Genomic DNA, 24,443 nt, shown 5'->3' with positions numbered 1-24,443 from the left:
TTTAAATCTTCACTGCAACGCGGCCACGCACTTTACCTTCCAGTAGAGCAGCCCCTGTTTCGATGACCTGATCTAGAGTGATCTCGTTGGTCATGGTGTTAAGATCATCTTGATTGATAATCTCTGCAAGAGCCGCCCAAGCGAATTCACGTTGAGCGATAGGTTGCATCACACTGTCGACACCCAAAAGCGATACCCCGCGCAAGATGAACGGAGCAACGGTCATTTTCAGATCCATGCCCTGTGCCAGGCCACAGGCAGCCACAGCGCCACCCCACTGGGTTTGAGCACAGGCATTCGCCAAAGTATGACTACCCACGCTATCGATAACCGCTGCCCAGCGTTCAGCTTGCAGAGGTTTGCCCGGCTCAGAGAGCTCGGCACGATCAATAATTTCAGATGCGCCCAATGATTTAAGATACTCAGCCTCTTCAGGGCGTCCTGTTGATGCACAGGTGGTGTACCCAAGTTGTTTCAAAATGCGAAGCGCAAAGCTACCGACACCGCCATTGGCACCCGTCACCAGCACCGTACCCGACTCGGGTGTAATACCTGCTGATTGAATCGCTTGTACACAGAGCATTGCAGTGTAACCTGCCGTGCCAATGGCCATTGTTTGGGCTGCGCTGAGTGCTTCAGGTTTCTTGATTAGCCAATCGGCTTTCACTCGCGCTTTCTCTGCTAGACCACCCCAGTGGGTTTCGCCAACACCCCAGCCATTCAAAATGACTTGATCGCCGGCTTGGAAACGACTGTTTGTGCTTTCGATAACGGTGCCTGCAAAATCAATTCCGGCAACCATTGGAAAGCGGCGGACTACAGGCGCTTTACCCGTAATGGCTAAACCATCTTTATAGTTAAGGGTTGAGTACTCAACTTGCACCAGAACATCACCCTCTGGAAGCTGCGCTTCATCTACCTCAGAGAGTTTGCAGGTGTAACCAGCTGTTTCGTCTTTGTTAATGAGAATGGCTTTCATCGAATGGATACTCCTCTAGAAAGGTTCGACTGGATATAAATTGATTAAAAAACAGGTAGAGCGGGGTGGCTGACTGCTGAAGTTTTGCTCGCAACACAGCACCTTCCCAACCGATCCAAAACGCTTGAGCGAGTTGAGAAGAATCGGCACTTCGAACAACTTGTCCCGCTTGTTTACCTAGCTCAAATAGATCACTTGTTAAATCAGCCCATTGATTAAAAATCGATTCAATCGCATTACGAAAATCATTATCCAACGCGCTAATCTCTTGCCCTAAATTGCCAATCAAACAGCCGCGTTGAAAGTTGTACTTCTGCATTCCATTAGCGGCGGAGGTAACAAAGGCTTTTAATCGCTCAATAGGGGATAGATCGGCATTTAGAAACTGCTTATTCAGTTGATGCTTAAAGAATTCGTTGTAACTTTCGATTACCGCTAACCCAAAGCCAGTTTTAGAACCAAAGTGGTGATAGAAAGAGCCCTTTGGTACCCCGGACTGTTTAAGTAACTTGTCGAGCGGCGTTGAGGCAAAACCCTGTGAGGTCATTAACTCGGTGCCTATTCGTAACAGCTTCTCTTTAGCGCTTAAGTCATTCATAGCAAAGTGTATAGCCAATTTTTAGCCATACTAGACCGAACGGTCTAGAGCGTCAATCAGTTCTAGTCCTCTTTAAATAATTAAAGTTGGCACGCTGATTGCTAGTTGATGGGTTGTATAGATCAACAGAGATATTGGACGAATTTAAGGGTGCATTATGAATAGACAAATCTGTGAGTCGCTAACGGATCAAGCGGTTTTTAATGTTGATAGCTTAACTAACAGCCAATGTAACCTGAACGATGTATGGATCACGGAGCAGATCGATGAAGATGGTAAAGATATCCTGACGACTATATCTTCATGGGTGAATGGCGAGGGAGCGAAATTCGCACTTCAGATCAATTTTCGTTTTGATCCAAACTGCCCCGGTAAAATATGGGCCGACTACCGCTCACAGCCATCGATTATGAATGGGCACATTCTTGATGAATATGGCTTTAAACTACCGACTTACAAGTACCGCCGCTTAAGCTGGGATCTGTTGATGCAGATAGATACCCAAACCTTAGAGGAGAGGGTATCTGAACTGCATAGAACAACCCATTAATCCAAAATGCTTAATTTTTGCTCGGCTATGCTCTTGTTAGGATTTAATTGATGAGTGAGTGAGTCGATACAGGCTGATAGAGCCTCTTCGACCACAGGATGGTATGTCGGCATTTTGGATAGCTGCATTGCTGTCTGTTTTTGCTCAATCGCCCAGGCCATTAAATGGGCCAGATGCTCACCATCAACCGAGACAATCTCGGCCCCTCTAATAGTCCCTGTCTCTCTATCTGCGATTATCTTTATACCGCCAACAGTGGCGTGTTTAACCTTTGCTCGCCCGTTAGCTGTCAGTTTAACGAGAGAAGAGAGAGTCGTTTCATCCTCGACTAAATTGCCGACACGTGCAATGTTTGGCTGTGTAAAGACAATGCCAAGCGCTGTTTTGCGTTTAAACCTTTTAGCGGTTGTTTGATTAGCGTTATAGCCTGCAATCAGACCTTCATCAGCAGCTTCATGCATAACCGCGCGTTCTGAGGTTGCATCACCTGCAATATAAAGTGATGTACCCTCGACGCCCATTGTCTGCTCATTAAAGCTCACCTGTCCATCTAAGATAGCTGCTCCCGCTGCTTCAAGGTTCATTTTCAAACTGTTTGAGCGTCGACCCAGTGCGAGCAAGACCGCATCAAACGACTCTTCAATGCCGTTGCATATAACATTGACACCGCCAGAATCATTTTGATTAAGGGTCACGGGCTCCCCAAGGTGGATTGGGAAATACGTGGATAGTGATTCTAGTGCATCCTCGAGTAGTTCATTATCTTGAATTCCGGCAACCGTTTGAGCTTGATCAAAACCTGCAACACGAACACCCAATTGACTTAAAGCTTGACCCATTTCTAGGCCTATAGCACCCATCCCTATGATGGCAATTGATGAGGGGAGTTTCTCGATCTCAAAAAAAGTGTCTGTCGTGTATAGGTTAGCAAAGTCCTGCCAAGGTTTAGGTATAACAGGGGATGACCCAGTAGCGACGATAGCATTATTAAACGTGATATCTTGGCCGTTAGCCCTAAGGCTATTTTTACCTGTGAATTCAGCATAACCACGGATTAAATGGTTATCATCCATTCTCTCAGTGGTGCGTCCGCGTACACCATTTGTGAACATGTCGCGCATCTTCCTAAGGTGCGTCATTACAGCGACAGGATCCAACTCAAGATGCGAGCTGCCTAAAATACCTTGGCTTTCAAACTGATCTCTACTACTGAATAACTCAGCGGTTTTTAACAGTACTTTCGAAGGCATGCAGCCAACGCGAGCGCAAGTGGTTCCATCTTCACCACCCTGAATCAACAGCCAGGAACGACCGCTCTTTTTGACTTCTGAAAGAGCGTATAAACCAGCCGTTCCAGCACCAATGATGACGGTATCGACTTTGCGATTCGACATAAAAATCCCTTTAATTGATTAATATTAGATAATTCTAATGTGTATCAAGGATTAGATGTATGATCAAAATCAATATCAGGTCAAAAACTATCGATACACTTCATCCATTGGCTTAGCGTGTTGATTAGAGGTGTAGATCAGAGCATTTTTTCGGCTCAGTTTAGAGGGGGAAGAGACCCCACAGCTCTTAGCGATGGTCTCAAGCTCTTTGTGCATCTCTTTAGCATAAGCAGCAACACGAACTGATTTGTTGACGGGATCTAGACCCGCTTGAAGTCGCTTATCATGCGTCGTGATTCCGGTTGGACAGGAGTTTTTATGACACTGCAAAGCTTGTATACATCCCAACGAGAACATGAAGCCTCGGGCTGTTGTGACAGCATCTGCACCGGCACAAAGGGCCCAAGCTACATCAACAGGAGTAATCAACTTGCCTGAGGCGACCAATTTTATCCGTTCTTTTAGGTTTAACTCAGTCAGAATGTTAGAGACTAAGGGGAGTGATTCTTGCAAGTTCATACCCGCGGCATCGATAAGAGACATGGGCGCTGCCCCTGTACCGCCGTTACCCCCATCTAGAGTGATAAAATCAGGGGCATAGGCGTTAATCACATCATCAAACGCGCTTTGCTTTGATTGGCTATCAGCTATATCTGCGGCAGCCGCCGAAGCTCTACTCGTTAAGGCGGTAAGCATCTCCCTGAACTCTGAAATATTACCCACACAGAGTTTGATACCTACAGGTTTTTCGGTCACTAATCTGACGTGCCTTATGAAATTGTAAAGGTCGTCATAACTCTGAATTTCTTGATGGGTAGGAGGCGAAATGCTGGCTTTACCCTCAGGAATGCCTCGCTGTGCAGCAATCTCTGCAGTCACTTTGTCAGCCGGCAGTATGCCGCCTTTGCCGGGCTTGGCGCCCTGAGAGAGCTTAATCTCAAACATTTTCACATTTGAGTTTTCTGCAACGACCTTCAGCTTCTCTTCACTTAATGAGCCATCTGAGTTACGTACGCCATACTTTGCGGTACCAATTTGGTAGACCACATCCGCTCCTCCTTGAAGATGCTCTGTGGAGGCTCCTCCTTCACCCGTGTTAATCCAAACACCGGCTTCACGTGCGCCTGCGACAAGCGCTTTGACAGCGGGTTTTGAAATAGCACCAAAGCTCATACCTGAAATATGAAACACCTTGTCTGTGGCGTAGGGGTTGGGACAGTAGGGGCCAAATACTTGTTGTTGAGGCTCTTCATTGCCTGTGTAGGGGAAGACCGAGTTCGCAAAGAGAACATCCCCTTCATGTTGAAGGCGCGTAGAACCAAAGGCTTGAAGAGTAGATTCCTGCTTGGCTGCTTGATATACCCAAGTTCTATCGGCACGGTTAAAGGGCATCTCCTCACGATCTTGAGCAAAGAAATACTGCCTGAAAAAGACGCCCATCTCCTCAAACATGTAACGTAGTCGCCCAACGACGGGGTAGTTACGACGAATGGTGTGGTCAACCTGATGACGATCACTGACATAAAGCAAGATAAGGCCAGAGACAAAAATCAGAAGGATAACGCCCGGTAGATAGCTCAGAATGAAATCAAAAAAACCAGTAATAATACCCATATACACCTCAATCTATTTGCTTTAACTTAACACGAAGAGATTAATCAAATGTTAAATTTCTTATCCATTTATCATAGAGCAGGGAACAGAAAGTGACTAACCCTTTGACGACGTTAATGAGTACGAAAGAGTTGATTTCATTGGATTGTGAAACGGTTATTTTTGATTGCCGTTTTGATCTGATGACTCCAGAAACAGGGCAGCAAGAGTACGATGAAGGGCATATTGAAGATGCTATTTACGTTAACTTAGATGAGGTTATGTCCTCTCCAATCACATCCACAAGCGGAAGACACCCATTGCCATCAAAGGAGTCGTTCGCACAGTTTCTAAGGTCCTGCGGTGTTTCTGAGAATACACAGCTGGTTGCCTATGATAATTCGGCTGGTCTGTTTGCGGCTCGTTTCTGGTGGATGTGTCGATGGATAGGCCATGAATCAGTGGCTATTCTTGAGGGTGGCATTAACGCTTGGAAACAGCAGGGCGGAAAGGTCACAACAGAAGCGCCTAATATAAATCAAAAGGGTGATTTGACGGTTAAGGAGAGTTTGGAATCCGTTGTTGATGTTGATGATGTTATTAAGGCTTCTAAACTGAAGGATCGTATTATTGCGGATGTACGTGCAGCCGAGCGCTTCAGAGGTGAGGTAGAACCCATTGATCCGGTCGCAGGGCATGTTCCAAACGCAAAGAACATTCCACTGTCTGATAACTACTACGCTGAAGGACAATTTCTATCTGCAGACCAACTACAACAGATCTATCGCCACAAGCTGGGTGACTATAAAGCGCAGGACCCAATCCTGATGTGTGGTTCTGGTGTAACCGCTTGTTTAAGTCGTTTCTGCATTGAGTTGGCGGGATTGCCACCAGTCAGTGTCTACCCAGGATCCTGGTCTGAGTGGATTAGAGATCCCAATAGGGGTGTTGAAACTGGGAACTAAACAGTCAGGGCAGGGTGTCAGGCCAAAAGCCTGACACCTTAATACTTTAGGCCTTTTTAACGAACTCTGATTTCAGCATCAATTTGCCACAATCGATATTGTGATCCCCGTCTACTAAACGTCGAACTTGGAATTTAGTGCCAACTTTCTCTGTACCACCACCTTTGACTTTAAGATCTTTAATCAAGGTTACAGAATCACCTTCTTGCAGCTGATTACCGTTTGCATCTTTAACAATCAGCAGGTCTTCAGACTCAGCCGCTGCATTGGGATCCCACTCATATCCGCATTCAGGGCAGACAAGTTGTCCTTGATCTTCATAGGCATATGGAGAGGAGCATTCAGGGCAAGCTGGGTATGAGTCTGACATCGGAAATTCCTTAATAAAAATAAGGGATTAATCATACCTGATTTAAAGCAGTTCATAAAAGTTATCCACACTGAAAAACCGCATCAATCCTCACCTAAAAGCATCATGAATCATTTTAATAGAGCCAAATAACGGCGGTTAGCAGGCTTAGATACGCGCGAAGATAAAGGGGTATAAAAATAAGGTTGATTATTGTTTTGTTCGGTAAACAGCTGTTTTTAAATATTTAAATAAAGGAGATAAGGCAATTTTCGTTAAAGGTTAGATAAGCTCAACTGTTTTTAACCCTTACGCAAATATATGACGGAAGGCGCTACAAGCTCTGAATGTGATTGTTTGCACACAAGTGATCCTCAGATTGATTAACACAACTATCAACAGCCAATGGTTTGGTTGGGGTCAATCGGTTTTCAGTGCTTATTAAGCCTTAAGGGTGGTGATTGATTCTTTTTAGGCGCTATTAGATGTGTTGATCTGATGGTTTTTATCGGTCTTTCAGTAATAGGTTAGCGAATAATTACCTAAACATAGCTACCGCAATAACGATATATAAAGATACGTATAATATATATTATGTTAAATATAGTATTATAAATAAAAGGCAGGAGATCCCTACCTCTATCTTTTGCCACAAAGCGAATAAGAACCTTACAAAGCGCCTTTGTAGATGCCCTTGGTGTCTATGTCGATAGCAAGCTCACCAGTTTGCAATGATGAGTCATCTGCAATGGTTGCGACCAGCTCGTCACTGTAGCCGATTAGGTTGATCCCCTCCTTGTCGAGAAGCGTCATGACGCGCTCTAGCGCAGAGATAACGGACATTTGGCGTGCTGTGAAGCCTGGGCTCTTTGCGGCGCTACTCTGGATATCTCGACGCTTAGTGGAGATCTGTTTTAGCACATAACCATCATCATCAATCAGTGATAGCTTAAGATCTATCGCCCTTGCATCAATGATTAGACCTTTGAGCTGCTCAAATTGCTGCAAGCTAGAGACATTGATATTGTCTCCAGGATTGCTGTTCGTAACAATTTTCTTGAGCTTATCGGTGTCCGCACAGGGTTTAACGTGAATGAGCATGCTATTTCCGGTCTCTATTTAAGCTTCAGCTGCGCGTTTTCTGTCGATAATCTCAACACTTCAGCATTAAGGCGCGCAATCTCTTCGGCCTGTATTTTCAACCGTACTTGTGCTTCAAGCAAGCCCTCATTGTTGTGTACGCCCGCTTCGGATTGCTTTAGCTTGGTCTCAGCATCCATTAAGGCTTTGGCTGCCCTGTATGACTGATCTCGCTCATTACCAAGATTGGTTACAGCCTGGTTCAATTCCATTTTAAGCTTGCTGATCTCGTTATTTCTTTCGCTAATAATAGTATTTAAATCAACTATTTGTTGGGTGTATTTACTGTCAATTGTTGACAGCTCTTCTGTGAGTTTCTTGCGCTCTTCGTCAGCCTCTTTGTGCTTGCTTTCACTGGCTCGGTTTGCGTAGGCAATCGCATCCGTCCAGATCTTGCTGGCGAGCTTAATAACAGGCTCTGGAAGATCGTAGCCACTGGCTTGCGCGTCTAATCTCTGCCCTAACCCGCTCCACCACTCATTGAGTGCTTTGTTAATTGTGGTTAATGAGCCAGACCCGAGTCTGTCTCTGACATTTTGTTGGGTGGGTTTGATGCCCTGCCTTAGCAGTTCGTCGGCAATTTCGTAGACTTGTTCGCGTTTTATACTGGTCATTTGATACATAATACATATTTAAAATACGTACTATATAGATAAGACGAGCTGTTATCTAGCAACACACTGCTCAACAACTTCCAGAAAGGTATTCATTGATATGGGTTTTGCGATGACTTTATTCGCACCGGCATCGAGTAGTGCCTCAGACTCCTGCCCCATGACGGCGGCAGTCACTGCCACTATGGGTACAGACACACCCTCTTTTCTTAGCTTTTGGATCATTTGCCGGCCATCCAGTACCGGCATAAAGAAATCACTTAGAATGAGGTCATACTCTTTGCGAGTCGCCATTTCGTATCCTAGATGGCCATTTTCCGCGACATCCACCTGGTTTACTAATTTACCCAGTAGGTTTTTAGAGACCATTCTTATGATGGGGTCGTCCTCAACGACCAGTAGGTTAAGGCGCTTAAGCAGATCTCCAGTATCTTTAGATTCTTGTCTAAACACTGGCTCAGACTGCTTTGCATTAAGATCAACCATAGGTATCTTGACAACAAAACGAGCGCCACCCTGCTCATTTCGATCGACATCAACGTCGCCATGCAGCTCGTTGAGTGATTGCCTTACAATAAACAAACCAAGGCCACTGCCATCAACCTTTGTGCCCAGCCTTTCAAACGGCTCAAATATCTTATTGGTTGCCTCTTTCGGTATTCCTTGGCCATCGTCAGATACAGTGAGCACCAAGTAACCCTTATCTACTCTTTGTATCCACTCAACCTTCACATTAATTGTGCTGCCTTTAGAGTGATGTATTGCATTCTTTATCAGATTTAACGCTATGATTTTTATGCGTTGTTTATCTGACTCAAGCCTTATATTTTCGTTATCTATGAGCTCTAATTTCACAACCATGCCGTTGAGCTCAGCTAACCTTGTCAACAGTGAGTGAGCATCGATTAATAGCTGATTAGGATGGAATGCTGTCTTGCTTATTGGCAGCGCCCTTTCAGGATTAACGGCTTGCGTCATGTCCTGCAGTACAGACATCAGATGATCAACGGTATTTTTCATCTGTTCTGTATGTTTTGGACTAGGAGCACCCTGCTCTAGATCTTCAATAAGCATTTGCAGGGTAGCGACAGGCGTTCTCATCTCGTGAGAGATGATGGCGAACAATTGTCTCTGATTAATCAATTTCTCTTCGATTTCGGTCAGTTTTGATGGATCAAAGAGATCGATACGCTTAAAGCGAATATGTTTTAAATGAGGCGCAGTTTCTGTTCTCGTTTCATAGGCTGACAGATGATGCACCTCTTTATCAATTCCTCTGTATCGAAAGTTGGTGCCAGACCGTATTGGTGCCGTTTCAATGAGTTTATTAGCTGGGGTGAAATAAGCGTCGAACTGATTCAGAGGTAGAGGTGTTGATAAGACAAAAAACTGCTGAGCCCTGGCATCTAAATGAACCTTCTCAGTACTAGAGTCTATGACAATATCAAATTGAGATTCATCGAGTGAATCAAAGGCTTTACACAACTTTGTATATTGCGTGTCTGACTCGATTTGATGATTGTTTGATCGATTCTGCTTCAATGGTCACTGCTTTAACTAATAACTTTAGTTAAAACATAGCAGGAATTATGCCAATCGCTACTCGAGCTCTAATTTTTTTAATGAGTCAGGCGAGTTTTGCTCATCCGCTAGGGTAAAGTTCATCGGACGATTGGTGTTCGTGGTTGTTGATGAATTGTCTCTACTGTCCTTTATCTCTTCAACTTGAGAGACATAACGTTTAGATATCATCACAACCGGGTTGTTCTCTTTGGTGTCGTCTAGGTAGAGTGGGATGAAGGAGCGGTCATCATTCATAATATCTTGAAGTCGCTCCCCTGGGGCTAGATAGAATGCTCCGACTAGACGGGCCCCATCATGCATACGGACATACACTTTCAAAGCGCTTTTACTTACGACTTTACTGCCCTGCATGCTATTTCCCCTAGAGTGTTTTATTGCATTCTAGCCTAAATTATTAATTTTGAGTAACTGTAGGAAAAGCGCAGAGTGATCTAAGTCACCTTTACCCATATTCTCAGAAAGATCTTGATACCGCTCATAAATGGCTTTTGTAACAGGCAGCTCTAAGTTCAATGATTGCGCAGCTTCGAGAACATTTTTCTCATCTTTGAGTTGAGTTGTGACTTTGCCGCCCGGTTCAAATGTTCGTTCGCTCATACGCTTACCGTGTAACTGAAGGATGGTGCTATCAGCAAACCCGCCTGACAGTGCGCGTCTAAAGGCTTCAGAATCAACGCCTGCTCGTTCCAGCAGCAATACAGCCTCCGATACAATAGCGATGGTACCGCCTACTATAGCCTGATTGGCCAGTTTAGATAGCTGACCAGATCCTACATCCCCTACTCTTGTGGCTCGCCCCATTGATGAAAAAACGACATTGGCCTCTTCGAATGTTCGCTCATCACGACTTCCTGCCATAATGGCCAGTGTACCCTCTTCGGCGCCTTTCACTCCTCCTGACACAGGTGCGTCTATGAAACGTGCACCGGTTGATTCAACTTTGTCAGCGATGCTGATGACCTCTTTTTGCGATGTTGAGCTCATATCGATCACCAGATGCTGTTTCGTGAGTTGAGGCAGTAGCATAGAGATAACCTCTTCGACGACCTGGCCATCAGCTAGCATGGTAATAATGATATCGCTCTGTGCGACTTCGCTAAGGTCTTCGGCAACAGCGGCGCCATCCTCTTTTAAGGACAAGCATTTCTCTTGCGTTCTGTTCCAGACGGTTAACTCTACACCCTCACTCAACAAGCGCTTTGCCATAGGCAAGCCCATTAGGCCAATCCCAAGAAAAGAGATCTTAGACATAATTACCTCAAAATTTTTTAGCACTTTTTTATTTTTGTACTAATTTGTTAATAAACACCTTATATGTGAATTTACGACACATGCAGTTTGGGTGAACTTTAAACCGATTGATAAAAGGTGTTTATGAGAATCGCCGCTCACCCTGAAGATGAAACTCAACGCATTGCTAGCTTAAAATCCATTGGTCTACTCGATACGCCCAGTGACCTCTATTTCGATCAGCTTACAGCTCAGGCGGCTCATATTTTTAATACCCCTATCTGCGCTGTCTCAATAATAGATAGTAAGCGACAGTGGTTTAAATCCATTTACGGATTAGATGTTTGTGAAACCGGTCGTGATGAAGCTTTTTGTTCCCATGTGGTTCACGATCACAAACTACTCGAGGTGCGTAATGCCCTTGAACATCCTGACTTTCATGATAATCCACTGGTGATCGGAGCGCCAAACATACGCTTCTATTGCGGCACCCCAATACACGACACTAATGGTTTCTGTCTAGGTTCGTTCTGTGTCATTGATACAAAGCCACGCCAGTTTACTGAGGAGCAGAAGGAGCTTCTAAACTCTTTTGCCCTGCAGGCTGAGGCTCTCATCGCCTTACATGTGCGACAAAAAGATAACGAAGAGAAAAACAGAGAGATTATTAGTTCACGTGATCTTCTTCGCCGTGAATTGGCTAGGCAATCAAGCCTTGTATCGAATGCAGCCGCTGCCGTTATTCGGATCAGTCACCGCGGCATTATCGAGGATGCTAACAAAAAAGCTGAATCTCTATTTGGCTACTCTATCGACGAGCTTGTAGGTCAAAACATATCAATGTTGATGCCTAAGGATATTGCTAAACACCATGATGGATACCTAAAACATTACGACCGTGATAAGCGCCAAAATGCCACTCACAACAGTTCGGTGATCGGTGAAGGTCGTGAAGTATCAGCCATCAGTAAAAGTGGCGAGCTGATACCCATACATCTGGCCGTCATTGAAGTGGTTATTGATGACCAATCTCAAAATGAGTTCATTGGGATAGTGACGGATCTTCGTGAAACTAAGCGCAAAGAGCGTGAGTTAGAGCGACAAAGCATGCTGTTGGATAAGCTTCATAAAGGTCTAACTGATTATGAAGCGCTGATCAGTGGTAACTCTATATGGTCTTTTCTGCAGGAGTCATTACGCGAGTTAACCAATAGCGAATATGCGCTGATTGGTGAGGTGGATCCAAGCAAGTCAGAACCTGAACTGATCGTTCACTCTTTAACTGATCTCTCCTGGGATAAAGAGTCGAAAAGTTTGATGCAAAAATTCTTAGCAGGTTCGAGTCGGGTAACTAACACGAAATCCCTGTTAGGTCGTGTGTTTGCTCAAGGCGAGGTGGTCTTAACAGAATCACCCGCCACAGCACCGGGTCGACGCGGTCTACCTGATGGACACCCTCCTCTGCATAATTTGCTAGGAATGCCTATTAAACAAGGTGATAAAACGCTAGGCATGATCGCCATTGCCAACTCAGAATCAGAGCTGAATGATGAGCTGGTCAATTGGTTAGAACCCTTTGTTGCCACCTGCTCTTTACTGATTCAGCTCTACCGTCAGATGAATGAGCGGGAACGTTTCACAGCGGAGCTTGAAGCAGCGAAGGATCTAATCGAAGATGCAAGCCGTGCTAAGAGTGAATTCTTAAGCTCTATGAGCCATGAGTTAAGAACACCACTGAACTCAATCATTGGCTTCTCAGAACTGCTCCAAGCTAATAGAAAGACCCCTCTCAATGAGAAGCAGTCAAAACAGGTGCACCAAATCAACTCGAGTGGTAAGCATCTTCTGACACTGATCAATGACATTTTAGATCTTGCCAAAATTGAAGCGGGTAAGCTCTCAATTTCACTAGAACCTACGCTGGTCGATAGCGTTGCCAATGAAACCCTAGAGGTGCTGCAGCCACTAGCGGACAAGAGTGGTATCTCTATTCTGGTTAAAGCTAACGCACAGCATATTGAGGCGATGGCAGACTACACCAGACTCAAACAGGTACTGATCAACCTGCTCTCCAACGCCATTAAATACAACCGCCAACAAGGTTCAGTTGAGTTGTCTTGGGAGGTGGTTGACCAATCAGTACTCGTGCATGTTCAGGATACCGGGATCGGTATCAGCGATGATCAGATTGATCATATATTTGAGCCATTCAATCGAAGCAATGCAGAAAACTCTGGCATAGAGGGAACCGGTGTCGGGCTAGCGCTAACAAGAAAGGTTGTCGAATATATGAATGGTACGATCGATGTGAAAAGCGATCACACCGGAAGTACCTTCACTGTAACGCTACCACTGGCTAACTGCCAGGTTAAGAGTGACTCATTCACATCCGGCAAGGTACAAAATGATCAACTCAATACTGATCTAACCAGCCAATCAGAAAAGGTTGTTCTTTACGTTGAAGATAATCCAGCCAATCAGCGACTCATGCAGGATATTTTTGAAGATTTTGAAAGCATAAATCTTGTCGTTGCTCATGAGCCCTTCCTGGGTTTAGAGATGGCTAAAACCCATCGGCCTGATCTTATTATTCTTGATATCAATATGCCGGGAATGGATGGATTTCAGTTATTAAAACGCCTCAAACAGGAGCCAAGTTTGGAGGGCACTCCCTGCATCGCGCTATCGGCCAATGCTATGCCAAACGATGTTAAACGAGGCTTAAACGAGGCTTAAACGAGGGATTTGATCACTACCTAACCAAGCCGATCGATATACCTAAATTTTACGACCTAATTGATGACTACTTTGAGGAGGTAAATTAAATGAGCCGCGAAAACATTCTTGACGCCAATATCCTCATAGTTGATGACAACGAAGCGAACGTACTTCTTTTAGAAGATCTATTAGAGGATCAGGGTTTTACCCACCTAAGGTCTTTAACAGACCCGTTACAGGTTCTTCAAGAGACAAAACAGAGCCTGCCAGACCTGATACTTCTAGATATTCGAATGCCTGGCATGAATGGCTTTGAAGTCATGCAACAATTGGACGAAGCATTCTCCAACAAACATCCTCCCATCATATTGCTAACCGCGCAAACTGATATGGAGACCCGCACAAAAGCGCTGGCATTAGGGGCGGTCGAGTTTTTAAATAAACCCTTTGATCATCAGCTGATTATTGAACGCATCAGCAATATTCTAAAAACGACATTGGGTTCGGTTAGAACAGCCTCTGACTCAACTTATGTCAATGCTTACATAGCGGATGATGATATTGCCTCTCTGAAAGCCCTGGGTTACACCGATGAAACCACTGGATTGCCTAACCGAAGAGCAATTCAGAAACATATCTTTGAAGAGTTTGCGCTAGAGAAGGACTTAACGGCCTACTTTATTGAAATAGATGGAGCGGATGCTTTAGCAAAAACGTACGGCTATGAGATATACGATCGAGCCATGCAAACGCTCGCCAAGCTTATATCGGAGTCAGCTGCTAATCAGGTCGCAATGATCGGTGCTTGGAATGCCAATCAATTTATCGCGATTAAAGAGACTGAAATTGACCCTGCTTTCGAAGAGCAATTCGCAAGACGCATGCATCGATTGTTAACCGGTATTCATGAAATCGGCACACTGCACTATAAACTTTCTGTCCGAATTGGATTCGCTGTATCTAAAGGACTGATTAAACAACCCGGTGAATTAATCCGGAGAGCGGTACTGGCTGTTCCCTGTCTTAATAGCGGCCTAGATTATGATGCCTACGACCAACAGATGGATGACTCGAACAATCACGAAGCAAAGATTGAATCTGAATTGAGACGTGCCATCATCAATAAAGAGCTCTATCTAACTTACCAACCTAAGGTTTCGATCAGCAAAGGATCTGTCATCGGCGCTGAGGCGTTATTAAGATGGGAAAATAGCAACCTTGGCAAAATTTCACCAGAGCTGTTCATTCCCATTGCGGAGCGAATTGGCATGATCAATGAAATTGGTGAATGGGCGTTTGATGAGTCAGTCAAACAACTTAACAGCTGGCTTAAATCGGGACGAGTCGGCATGGACTTTACATTGGCGATAAACGCATCGCCTATTCAGCTATTCAACCCAAACTTTATATCATTTGTGCAATCAACATTGGTCAAACATGGCGTCTCACCCTCTCAAATTCAAATTGAGATTACAGAGTCTATGTTCATCTCTAATGTCGACTATGCAATCTCAGTTCTTAATGAGATTCGTCAATTAGGCATATCCATTGCGATGGATGATTTTGGGACAGGTTTCTCTTCTCTCTCTTATCTTCAAAATTTACCTTTGGATACGTTAAAAATTGATCGATGCTTTATCGATCAGATGACTTTTTCTGAAAAATCGCGACGCTTAGTTCAAGCAATCATTGCTTTAGCGCATACCTTTGATCTGGTGGTAGTCGCTGAGGGTATAGAGACTAAAGAGCAGTACAGAATGCTCGTAAATATGGGGTGTGAAGAGGGACAAGGTTATCTATTTGATGCACCCCTACTACCAAATGAGTTCCCACCGCAGCCATTAGTGACCAGCGCGAATAGACAATACTCTTTCTCTTAGCAAAGAGGTAAGCAACTTTCTAATAATCGACTATGCTTAAGGTAGTTAACCATCAAGGCTGATTATATGTCGCGCTACACAACACAAATTGTGGATTCCCTAACGACTGAGTGGTTCAGGGATCAGCCACTGTTGAACGTGATACTAGAAAACTGTTTCGATCAGGTATTTATTAAAGATCTCTCGTCAACCTTGATTTACGCAAATAGGAACCTAGCCCTACATTATGGGCTAAAAGAGGTTGACCAAATACTGGGCAAGAGTGATTTTGACTTTTACACTGCTGAACATGCAGAAGCGATGAGACAGGAAGAGTTGGACCTTATGCAGACTGGTGAGCCACTGCTTGCCAAACTCTATACTGAAACCTGGCCTAAGGGCGGTGAGACATTTAATCTTTGTTCAAAGTTACCCCTTAGGAACAGTGATGGAAAAATTGTCGGGTTGATTGGTTTTGGTCGAGACATCACCAAAGATAAGCGTCGTGAAAAGCTCATCTGGCAACACACAAACTATGATGCCCTGACTGGACTACCTAATCGTAATTACTTTGTGGGTTGTTTGAATTCATCTATTCACGAGGCTAATACTGGGCACCGCTACACACTACTTGCACTGGATATAGATCGGTTTAAATCGTTTAATGACAGTTACGGTCATGGTTGCGGCGATGCGATACTGATTCATGTTGCTGAATGCATTCATAATAATGTGTCTGACCATGACATAGTGGCGCGAGTCGGTAGTGATGAGTTCCTGTTGCTCATCGATAATCAAAAGAATAAAACCAACATAGTCGATTTAGCGATTAAAATTCGATCCAACATTCAAGCACCATTTTTCTATCAAAATCAGCAATACGATATCTCCTGCTGTATTGGTGCGGCTGAATTTCCATCAGATGCGCTTGATGCAACCGACCTGCTGAAGTTTACTGAGCAGGCGCTCTATCGAGCAAAACAGCTCGGAGACAATCAATTTGTTTTCTATTCACCTGAAATGACGACCGCTTCGATTAGGCGTCAAACACTCATCGCAGATCTAAAACAGGCGGTTGCAGACGATCAAATCGAGGTGATGTTTCAGCCAATTATTAGTTGTGATACGGAGCAGTTATACAGTGTTGAAGCCCTAGCGCGGTGGCAACACCCCTACTATGGCCAGATTTCACCAGATGAATTTATCCAAATTGCAGAAGAGATAGGCATTATTGCGCAATTGGATGAGCGAGTTTTTCATAAGACGATTGAGGCCGCTCAGCGGTGGCAAACCGTTATCGACCCTTTGCCCGTTTTCTCTGTGAACGTCTCTGCGCGAAGCCTTAATACTGGTGAAAATAGTAGTTCAGATATCATCAATCTCCTCTCTAACTTAAACCATGGAAAACTGCTCAAGTTACGGCTTGAATTGACGGAAGGCTCGCTCTTTCTTCCGTCTGAAAAGCTCAATGATTTAATGGGATACTGTTCACAAAATCAGATTGAGCTGGCGTTGGATGACTTCGGAACCGGTTACTCTGCCTTATCTTATCTACTGGACTTTAAAATTGATTATTTGAAAATCGATAAAGTATTCATCGACGGACTACCCGAAAACAGTCGAAACCTATCCGTCTGTAAAGCGATTATTCAGATGTCAAAATCGCTAGGAATCAAAGTGATCGCTGAGGGTGTGGAACAAGAGGAGCAACTGCTTGCTCTGAAAGAGCTGGGTTGCGATTACATTCAAGGCTACTATTTCAGCAAACCGTTAAGTTCGCAGGAGATGTTAGATCGCTACTCAGCTTAGAGAGTGCGATCTAACAAAGTATCTACTCAGTCTCTAAAAACTTAGCGACCATCTCTTTAATGTAACGACCGTTACATGGCTTAGTTAAAAACGCCTTTGCTTCTAACTGTTCTGCACGCTCCTGTATCTCAGGGGTGGCAAATGCACTCAGGAAAATCACAGGTATATTGCTGGTCATGGTGATTTTGTCGAGCAGATCAGCCAACTCTAATCCATTCATTCCCGGCATATTGACATCAAGTAGAATCAGATCGGGTTGGCGTTTGACCGCTAATGAAAGTCCCACTTCAGGGTCAACTGCACAGACCAATTTATAATCAGACTCCAAAGCATCACGGATCTGGGCAAGGGTAAACGAGTCATCGTCAATGCAAAGGATGGTTTTTTTAGACATATCTCAACTACTTAATAAGAATGTTAAACGTAAATTTAGTTTAGCAAGAAGATGAAAGTAGACAAGAAAAAGTAGATAAAAATGGTGCCCCGGACCGGACTTGAACCGGTACAGCCTAACGGCCGGCAGATTTTAAGTCTGCTGTGTCTACCAATTCCACCACCAGGGCATTGATGATGTGTATCGTTTGATACATCCCTAAAGAGAGATCTTTAGGAAGAGAATATGGAGGCGAGCACCGGAGTCGAACCGGCCTAGTAATGATTTGCAATCATTTGCATCACCGCTCTGCCAACTCGCCATATTGGAGCGGGAAACTAGGCTCGAACTCGCGACCTCAACCTTGGCAAGGTTGCGCTCTACCAACTGAGCTATTCCCGCACTTGCTGAACAAGTGGCGCGTATTATAGACGCTTCACCCACCCTGTCAATCGCTAGATTGAAATTAGATCTGCTTAAAAAATAACCACTTACTCGACTTTAAGGCCTATCACTGATTAGGTTTAAGGTGTGGCCAAGCAGCACGCAGGTAGACAAACATAGACCATAGCGTTAGTAGCGCAGCAGCATAGAGAATACCGACCCCGATCCAGGCCAGAGTCGTTCCGGGCGCAGCACCAATCATGATAAAGATGGCTAGCATTTGAAGGGCTGTTTTAGCTTTACCAATCATAGAGACGGCAACCTGAGCGCGCTCCCCTATTTCAGCCATCCATTCACGCAATGCAGAGATCACGATTTCACGACCGACTATGATGATGGCTGGAATCGAGAGAATGGCAGGCCAATCAGAAAAGAGACGTCCATAGGTATCGACCAGTAAAATCAAAGCCGCAGCGACCATTAACTTATCGGCCACAGGGTCAAGGAATGCCCCAAAGCTGCTCTCTTGCTGCCATTTGCGAGCGAGATAACCATCCAACCAATCAGTAACGGCCGCTAAGGCAAAGATTCCTGCTGATATCCAACCGGCAAAAGGTGTCGGCCAGTAGTATGCAATGATGAAAAATGGAATTAAAACAATACGTAACAGAGTTAATACGTTGGGTAGATTCATGCAGAGAAGCACCTTTAGCTATCGGGGTGCAGAGCGAGATAGATCGTCTCTGCAAGACTATTACTAATACTAGAGACTTTTGCGATTTCTTCAACACTTGCTGACTCAACCGCTTTCGCACTTCCGAAATGTTTCAGTAGCTCTCTACGGCGTTTAGGGCCGACGCCATCAATGCCTTCGAGTAGTGACTGCTTTCTCGCTTTAGCACGACGCGCACGGTGACCCGTGATGGCAAATCGGTGGGATTCGTCACGGATGTGTTGCAACAAATGAAGCGCAAGAGAGTCAGACTGCAATATATTCTCGCTGCCTGTTTCGGCATCAATCAGAATTTCAAAGCCCGCTTTACGTGTTGGGCCTTTCGCGATACCAATTACCTTGATCCCTTGAATATTGAGCTCATTAAGCACCTCAACAGCCTGAGCTACCTGTCCTTTACCCCCGTCAATAACCAGGATATCAGGGAGTATTGCATCCGCACTGGTCGCCTTTTCAAAACGACGGTGCAAGGCTTGGTTCATGGCGGCGTAGTCATCACCCCCAGTAATACCTTCGATATTATATTTACGATAGTCACGTTTCAGCGGGCCATTGCGATCAAACACTACACAAGAGGCCACAGTAGCCTCTCCACTGGAGTGGCTGATGTCGAAACACTCAAGTCTTGAGGGGATCTCCTCCATGCCTAGCGCTGACTGAAGATCTAGGAATCGGTTATAGATATTTTGTTTATTGGCCAGCTGTGACTGTAAATTCTGTTCGGCATTTTGCTGAGCTAACTTAAGCCAACTGTTGCGATCAGAACGCACTTTACTAGTAATAGAGACTTTACGTTCGCGCATTTGACTAAGAGCTTCACTGAGAAGGTTAGACTCGGGCAGTTCAATCGCCGTAATAATAGACTCTGGTATCTCGCGCCCGCCAGCCAAGTAAAACTGAGCAATAAAAGCGCTTAAGACATCCTCTGCACTGTCTTCGATAGCAATTCGGGGATAATACACTTTGGAGCCAATAACTCGCCCCTGACGGACAAAAAGAACGTGTACGCAAACGCCGCCAGGTTGAACGGCTACGCCAAAGACATCCGCCTCACCTTTTTGACCGATAACGGTCTGCTGCTCTTGTACGTGCTGCAAGCGAGCCAATTGATCCCGAAGCTGAGCGGCTTTTTCGAACGCTAATTGACGAGAGGCAGCCTCCATTTCGGATGCGAGCTCACTCATCACTTTTGGGTTTTTACCCTGCAAAAAAAGCTTGGTATGACGCACGTCACGCTGGTAATCCGCATCGTCAACTAAACCCACACAGGGAGCGCTGCAGCGCTCTATTTGGTACTGCAGGCAGGGTCTAGAACGGTTACGGAAAAAACTGTCGTCACACTGACGTACTTTAAACAGCTTCTGTAGAAGATTCAGACTCTCTTTTACCGCGCCACCGCTAGGAAAAGGGCCAAATAGAGTGCCGTTGGGAGAACGTTTTCCGCGTTGATATCTAACGGCTGGAAATTCGTCTTTATCGGTGATCAATATGTAGGGGTAAGACTTATCATCACGCAACAATATGTTGTAAGGCGGTCGATACTGCTTAATTAAATTCTGCTCTAGCAGCAGTGCTTCTGTCTCAGAACCGGTTGACGTAATCTCAATGGATTGGATTTTGCTGACTAATGCTTGGGTCTTAATAGAGAGACCGGTCTCTCTGAAATAGCTTGAGACCCGGTTCTTTAAGTTCTTTGCTTTACCGACATACAACAGCTCACCAGAACTGTCGTACATCTGATAACAGCCAGCTTTGTTAGGGAGTGTTGCTAAGAAGGCTTTAGGATCAAACGTCGTCAATCAATTAATCCCTGGCACGGTTACGTTTCGATTCCATGTAGATGTAAGTGGCCTCTTTGTAGAGGTTGTTTAAATCATCGCGAGTATCGTCGGTGATCCCTGCGCCACGTGAAAGTGACACCTCAAGGTAAGCACTGATTTGCGCATGATAGTAGAGACGATCATCATAGGCATCGGCACGTTTCATTTTGCTCAGTGCAATTTGTGCACCGTTGATGAGGATGTAATTAATATCCGTATCAGAGAGACGTGGACTACGAGTGGTTTTCTCCATTCGTGCTTCCGCTTCAGCTTCTAGAGCTTGACGTTTAGTCATTAAAGCCATTCCCTGCTCCTTAACTCGCTCACTAAAATTGAGACTATAGAGTACCGTATTGGCCGCTAGAATGTTAATTTGAATTTAAAATTCAGCCAGCGTGTTTTATGAAAAAGATCGTCTACACAACAGAGCAGACAGCGAGTGAACTTGCCTGGTTAAGCCAAGCCCAAACACTGGTGGGTGAAAACAAGTTTAGACGTGACCCTCTCGCTATTAACGCTTCCTTGATTTCGAAGCTTAAACATCATCACAGGCTAGGTGTTCACTTTGAGGACCTATTCGAGCTTCATCTTAAAACATTTTCTCAAATAACTGATTTAAAAAGTCATATTCAAATAATTGAGGATAAGAAAACCTTAGGCGAAGCAGATTTTCTAGTCTGCAAAGATGGCGCTTGGCAGCATATAGAGGTCGCCATAAAATTTTATCTTCGTGTTGGGAGTAGCGGTCAGATGAGTGACTATTTAGGTCCTAGTCTGACGGACTCTCTGGATAGAAAAATCACACATATAGAAAACAAGCAGTTAAAACTTCTTGAGTCTGAGCCAGCAAAACGCACTCTGCAATCGTTAGGGGTCGATTCGGCGGTTGAGAGCTATGCACAAATATTTGGCTGGCTCTTCTACCATGTCAGCGATAACCAATCGAAGATACCGGATAACATTCACCCGCAGCATTCTCGTGGCCGCTGGCTTTGCATCAACGAATTGGAAGGCTTTTTAGATGAATACCCAGACGCAGTTCGTTTTTTAATGCCATCGAGATCTGAATGGTTGACCTCCCCTTCACATATCCATGACATCGCAGTGAGTAAAAGCAACCTGTTAAAGAGAGCAAAGAGTGTGATCGACCGACCACAACAACTGTTCGTGGTGTTGGGCAAAGGCTGTTCAAGACAGTTAGTGGAAAGGCTGTTTGTTGTGCCAGAGGCCTGGGTGGATAATGCAGAGTCGATGATCAATCAGAGATAAAAAAACCGCCAATGAAGGCGGTTTTTTTAACAAGGTCGCTTATTCGCCAGCTTTCGCCGCATCTTTAGCAATTGCACCTTTTAGAAGCTTAATGCCGACAACTGTCATAACAAGCATTGCACCGATGATCACTAGGCTTGGAGCTAGAGAAATCATGTTGTATTTATCGATTGAGCCCATCTGACTAAACCTCATTAATTTGTTTGTTTAAGACAGAGTGCATTTTATTGATCTAAATCAATTCCTGCAAGATATATACAACTATTTATCCATCGACTGCAGTCGCTTCAGCAGACTGCTGGTATCCCAACGATTGCCTCCCAGCGCCTGAACTTCCGAATAGAATTGATCCACAATCGCTGTCACAGGAAGGCGTGCGCCATTGCTGCGCGCTTCATTAAGGACAATACCTAAGTCTTTACGCATCCAATCAACAGCGAAACCGTAGTCATACTTTTCATCGATCATTGTTTGGTGACGATTAACCATCTGCCAAGAACCGGCTGCCCCGTGCTGTATAACATCAATAACGGCGGCAACATCAAGGCCACTCTTCTGGCCGAAGTGGATCGCTTCAGCTAACCCCTGCACCAAACCTGCAATACAGATCTGGTTCATCATCTTAGCCAACTGCCCTGCTCCAGCATCACCCAACAAGCTTTGTGATTTAGCATAAGCATCAATAACTGGTTCAACCTGTTTGTAGACCTCTGAATCACCACCACACATCACACTAAGCACGCCATTTTCAGCGCCCGCCTGTCCGCCAGACACAGGAGCATCAATGAATCCCAATCCCTGTTCACGGCAGACCGTATTGAGTGTTCTAGCCGCTTCAGCGGATGCCGTGGTGTGATCAACAAGAATTGCACCAGTCTTCATGCCTTTAATGGCACCCTCGTCGCCCGTTGTAACCTGGTATAGGTCATCATCATTACCGACACACACAAATACAATGTCACAGCCTTCAGCGGCTGCTTGTGGGGTTTTAGCTGCTTTACCTGCGTATTCGCTGACCCAGGCTTCTGCTTTAGCAAAGGTTCGGTTGTATACAGTGACTTCATGTCCCGCCTTAGTAAGATGCCCTGCCATTGGGTAACCCATTGTACCTAAGCCAATAAAAGCAACGTTTGCCATGATATGATCCTTATTCTCTATATGATTCGTATTAATAACTATGAGCTTACACACTATTAAGTCCTATACGCTAGGAATGTTTTTATCGATTTGTTCGATCACTTCACAGGCCGCGCAACTTCCACCGCTGGATTTCAAAACCCTAGAGGGTGACCCTATCACGCTTGATGCGTACCAAGGTGAAGTACGCTTGATTAACTTCTGGGCAACCTGGTGCCCGCCCTGCATTCGTGAGATGCCTGCATTAGGGCGTTTAGAGGAGGCTGTTGAAGGTCACGCGCGAGTGGTAGCTATCAATGTAGGTGATATGAGTGATCAGGTGGAGGCCTTCGTATTGGAGAACTTTGATGGCGCAGAACCCGAAATCTGGCTGGATGAGCCGGGAGCGGCCTTTATGACTCTGCGTCTTGAGGGATTACCCATGACATTGGTGCTCGATAAAGAGGGCGAAGTGATTGATAAGGTGATCGGTGAGCGCGAATGGGACAGTGAATCGGTCGTCAACTATCTGAAAGAGCTGGCTGCTGAATAGCAACCAGCGACTCTTCGGATCAGCTTAGTTTTGCAAGTCTGGCAACAATTGCTAAAACCATCTGAGCCGAATTTTCTGATGCCGTTTCGATGAACTGATCAAAGCTGACATTAGATTCTTGGCCTGCGATATCCGACAACGCCCGAATAACTAGAAACGGAACCTCAAAGCGGTAACAGGTCTGTGCAATGGCAGCCGCTTCCATCTCTGCAGCTTTCATCGTAGGAAAGTTGGCTCTAACCTTCTCAACATGCTCTGGATCGCTCATAAAGGCATCACCGGTCGCGATTAAACCACGCTGACATGCGGTGTTTTCAAACTGAGCTATAGACTCTTCAGCCACCTTAAGTAGCAGTTCATCCGCTAAGTAAGCGGCTGGCATTCTAGCCATTTGACCGATCTCGTAGCCAAATACGGTTAGGTCAACATCGTGGTGACGAACCTCATCAGAGATCACCACATCCCCTACTTTCAACGTTGGATCAAAGCCACCAGCAGAACCTGTGTTAATCACACAGCTTGGTTTAAAGTGATCTAACAGCAAGGTGGTACCCACTGCAGCATTGACCTTACCGATGCCCGATTTAAGCAGCACCACGTCGACACCGTCGATCTGCCCTGAAAAAAAAGTAAAGCCTGCGATTTCACTTACTTGTAAAGATTGAATACTGTTTTTTAGGCGTTCAATCTCCTGATCCATGGCACCAATCAGTGCGATGACGGGGCTATTTTTAAGTGCGCTCTCTAAACTGGATGAAGTGGCATTGTCAGTTTGGATCTTGGCATTGATATCGTCAGGACGGCTCATCTGAA

General features: G+C 45.0%; 24 protein-coding genes and 3 tRNA genes. 7 read left to right on the top strand and 20 right to left on the bottom strand.

Annotated features, from left to right (window positions below; translation table 11 throughout):
• Window position 1: 1 nt before the first annotated feature.
• Window positions 2–979, bottom strand: coding sequence for an MDR family oxidoreductase (locus XMG48_RS04885; RefSeq protein WP_173480942.1), 978 nt, complete (start codon window positions 977–979; stop codon window positions 2–4).
• Window positions 960–1,577, bottom strand: coding sequence for a TetR/AcrR family transcriptional regulator (locus tag XMG48_RS04880; RefSeq protein WP_173480941.1), 618 nt, complete (start codon window positions 1,575–1,577; stop codon window positions 960–962). The genes XMG48_RS04885 and XMG48_RS04880 overlap by 20 nt, the downstream gene beginning before the upstream one ends.
• A gap of 157 nt (window positions 1,578–1,734) precedes the next feature.
• Here XMG48_RS04880 and XMG48_RS04875 point away from each other — a divergent pair, with 157 nt between their 5' ends.
• Entirely contained in the window at window positions 1,735–2,127 is a 393-nt protein-coding gene (locus XMG48_RS04875) for a hypothetical protein (protein WP_173480940.1), read from the top strand.
• Here the strand turns inward: XMG48_RS04875 and XMG48_RS04870 are convergent.
• A complete protein-coding gene (locus tag XMG48_RS04870) occupies window positions 2,124–3,521 on the bottom strand; it encodes a dihydrolipoyl dehydrogenase (protein WP_173480939.1) in 1,398 nt (465 codons plus the stop codon). The two genes, XMG48_RS04875 and XMG48_RS04870, sit on opposite strands and share 4 nt — an antisense overlap.
• 87 nt (window positions 3,522–3,608) lie before the next feature.
• On the bottom strand, window positions 3,609–5,135 hold the full coding sequence (locus tag XMG48_RS04865; RefSeq protein ID WP_173480938.1) for an FMN-binding glutamate synthase family protein: 1,527 nt from the start codon (window positions 5,133–5,135) through the stop codon (window positions 3,609–3,611).
• Between the two features lie 92 nt (window positions 5,136–5,227).
• Here XMG48_RS04865 and XMG48_RS04860 point away from each other — a divergent pair, with 92 nt between their 5' ends.
• Entirely contained in the window at window positions 5,228–6,079 is an 852-nt protein-coding gene (locus tag XMG48_RS04860; RefSeq protein ID WP_173480937.1) for a sulfurtransferase, read from the top strand.
• A 46-nt stretch (window positions 6,080–6,125) separates the two neighbouring features.
• Here XMG48_RS04860 and XMG48_RS04855 read toward each other — a convergent pair whose 3' ends face one another.
• The 6 genes from XMG48_RS04855 to XMG48_RS12165 all read right to left on the bottom strand — a co-directional run bounded on the left by XMG48_RS04855 (window position 6,126) and on the right by XMG48_RS12165 (window position 11,041).
• Complete coding sequence (locus XMG48_RS04855; protein ID WP_173480936.1) at window positions 6,126–6,449, bottom strand: zinc ribbon domain-containing protein YjdM; 324 nt, start codon at window positions 6,447–6,449, stop codon at window positions 6,126–6,128.
• 648 nt (window positions 6,450–7,097) lie between these two features.
• The gene (locus tag XMG48_RS04850; RefSeq protein WP_173480935.1) at window positions 7,098–7,529 is read right to left on the bottom strand and encodes a response regulator; all 432 of its coding nucleotides are present in this window, start codon (window positions 7,527–7,529) and stop codon (window positions 7,098–7,100) included.
• A 14-nt stretch (window positions 7,530–7,543) separates the two neighbouring features.
• Entirely contained in the window at window positions 7,544–8,182 is a 639-nt protein-coding gene (locus XMG48_RS04845; RefSeq protein ID WP_173480934.1) for a DNA-binding protein, read from the bottom strand.
• Window positions 8,183–8,233: 51 nt separating this feature from the next.
• Complete coding sequence (locus XMG48_RS04840; protein WP_173480933.1) at window positions 8,234–9,724, bottom strand: hybrid sensor histidine kinase/response regulator; 1,491 nt, start codon at window positions 9,722–9,724, stop codon at window positions 8,234–8,236.
• Between the two features lie 57 nt (window positions 9,725–9,781).
• Window positions 9,782–10,117, bottom strand: coding sequence for a hypothetical protein (locus tag XMG48_RS04835; protein WP_173480932.1), 336 nt, complete (start codon window positions 10,115–10,117; stop codon window positions 9,782–9,784).
• A 30-nt stretch (window positions 10,118–10,147) separates the two neighbouring features.
• Window positions 10,148–11,041, bottom strand: a complete 894-nt coding sequence (locus XMG48_RS12165; protein WP_371731434.1) for an NAD(P)-dependent oxidoreductase — start codon at window positions 11,039–11,041, stop codon at window positions 10,148–10,150.
• Window positions 11,042–11,140: 99 nt separating this feature from the next.
• On the opposite strand from XMG48_RS12165, the gene XMG48_RS04825 reads away from it, so the two are divergent.
• The 3 genes from XMG48_RS04825 to XMG48_RS04815 all read left to right on the top strand — a co-directional run bounded on the left by XMG48_RS04825 (window position 11,141) and on the right by XMG48_RS04815 (window position 17,382).
• The gene (locus tag XMG48_RS04825) at window positions 11,141–13,732 is read left to right on the top strand and encodes an ATP-binding protein (RefSeq protein WP_173480930.1); all 2,592 of its coding nucleotides are present in this window, start codon (window positions 11,141–11,143) and stop codon (window positions 13,730–13,732) included.
• 89 nt (window positions 13,733–13,821) lie between these two features.
• Window positions 13,822–15,594 (top strand): EAL domain-containing protein, encoded by a 1,773-nt coding sequence (locus tag XMG48_RS04820; RefSeq protein WP_173480929.1) that lies wholly within the window; start codon window positions 13,822–13,824, stop codon window positions 15,592–15,594.
• A gap of 66 nt (window positions 15,595–15,660) precedes the next feature.
• Window positions 15,661–17,382, top strand: a complete 1,722-nt coding sequence (locus tag XMG48_RS04815) for a GGDEF domain-containing phosphodiesterase (protein WP_173480928.1) — start codon at window positions 15,661–15,663, stop codon at window positions 17,380–17,382.
• A 22-nt stretch (window positions 17,383–17,404) separates the two neighbouring features.
• Here XMG48_RS04815 and XMG48_RS04810 read toward each other — a convergent pair whose 3' ends face one another.
• From XMG48_RS04810 to XMG48_RS04780, 7 genes are all read right to left on the bottom strand, one after another.
• Complete coding sequence (locus XMG48_RS04810) at window positions 17,405–17,776, bottom strand: response regulator (RefSeq protein WP_173480927.1); 372 nt, start codon at window positions 17,774–17,776, stop codon at window positions 17,405–17,407.
• A gap of 82 nt (window positions 17,777–17,858) precedes the next feature.
• Window positions 17,859–17,945 (bottom strand) — tRNA-Leu (locus XMG48_RS04805).
• A 57-nt stretch (window positions 17,946–18,002) separates the two neighbouring features.
• A tRNA-Cys gene (locus XMG48_RS04800) sits at window positions 18,003–18,077 on the bottom strand.
• Between the two features lie 4 nt (window positions 18,078–18,081).
• Window positions 18,082–18,157, bottom strand: a tRNA-Gly gene (locus XMG48_RS04795).
• A 109-nt stretch (window positions 18,158–18,266) separates the two neighbouring features.
• A complete protein-coding gene (gene pgsA, locus XMG48_RS04790) occupies window positions 18,267–18,833 on the bottom strand; it encodes a CDP-diacylglycerol--glycerol-3-phosphate 3-phosphatidyltransferase (RefSeq protein WP_173480926.1) in 567 nt (188 codons plus the stop codon).
• Window positions 18,834–18,847: 14 nt separating this feature from the next.
• Window positions 18,848–20,671, bottom strand: a complete 1,824-nt coding sequence (gene uvrC / locus XMG48_RS04785; protein WP_173480925.1) for an excinuclease ABC subunit UvrC — start codon at window positions 20,669–20,671, stop codon at window positions 18,848–18,850.
• 4 nt (window positions 20,672–20,675) lie between these two features.
• Window positions 20,676–20,987 carry an excinuclease ABC subunit C gene (locus XMG48_RS04780; RefSeq protein ID WP_254443571.1) on the bottom strand — a complete coding sequence of 104 codons (312 nt, stop codon included), beginning with the start codon at window positions 20,985–20,987 and terminating at the stop codon, window positions 20,676–20,678.
• A gap of 107 nt (window positions 20,988–21,094) precedes the next feature.
• Between XMG48_RS04780 and XMG48_RS04775 the strand changes: the two genes are divergently transcribed.
• On the top strand, window positions 21,095–21,961 hold the full coding sequence (locus tag XMG48_RS04775; protein WP_173480924.1) for a DUF1853 family protein: 867 nt from the start codon (window positions 21,095–21,097) through the stop codon (window positions 21,959–21,961).
• Window positions 21,962–22,000: 39 nt separating this feature from the next.
• Here the strand turns inward: XMG48_RS04775 and XMG48_RS04770 are convergent, their stop codons facing one another.
• The gene (locus XMG48_RS04770; protein WP_173480923.1) at window positions 22,001–22,141 is read right to left on the bottom strand and encodes a hypothetical protein; all 141 of its coding nucleotides are present in this window, start codon (window positions 22,139–22,141) and stop codon (window positions 22,001–22,003) included.
• Between the two features lie 81 nt (window positions 22,142–22,222).
• Window positions 22,223–23,098 (bottom strand): NAD(P)-dependent oxidoreductase, encoded by an 876-nt coding sequence (locus XMG48_RS04765; protein ID WP_173480922.1) that lies wholly within the window; start codon window positions 23,096–23,098, stop codon window positions 22,223–22,225.
• Window positions 23,099–23,138: 40 nt separating this feature from the next.
• Between XMG48_RS04765 and XMG48_RS04760 the strand changes: the two genes are divergently transcribed.
• A complete protein-coding gene (locus XMG48_RS04760; RefSeq protein WP_173480921.1) occupies window positions 23,139–23,630 on the top strand; it encodes a TlpA disulfide reductase family protein in 492 nt (163 codons plus the stop codon).
• A gap of 19 nt (window positions 23,631–23,649) precedes the next feature.
• Here XMG48_RS04760 and mtnN read toward each other — a convergent pair whose 3' ends face one another.
• Window positions 23,650–24,438: a 5'-methylthioadenosine/S-adenosylhomocysteine nucleosidase gene (gene mtnN / locus XMG48_RS04755; protein ID WP_173480920.1), complete on the bottom strand. Its 789-nt coding sequence runs from the start codon at window positions 24,436–24,438 to the stop codon at window positions 23,650–23,652.
• Between the last annotated feature and the right edge of the window lie 5 nt (window positions 24,439–24,443).

It is taken from the genome of Marinobacterium sp. xm-g-48 (assembly GCF_013282925.1).
GTDB lineage: Bacteria > Pseudomonadota > Gammaproteobacteria > Pseudomonadales > Balneatricaceae > Marinobacterium_E.
Note: the sequence above shows the minus strand (reverse complement) of the source record. Positions and strands in the feature narration are given on the sequence as shown.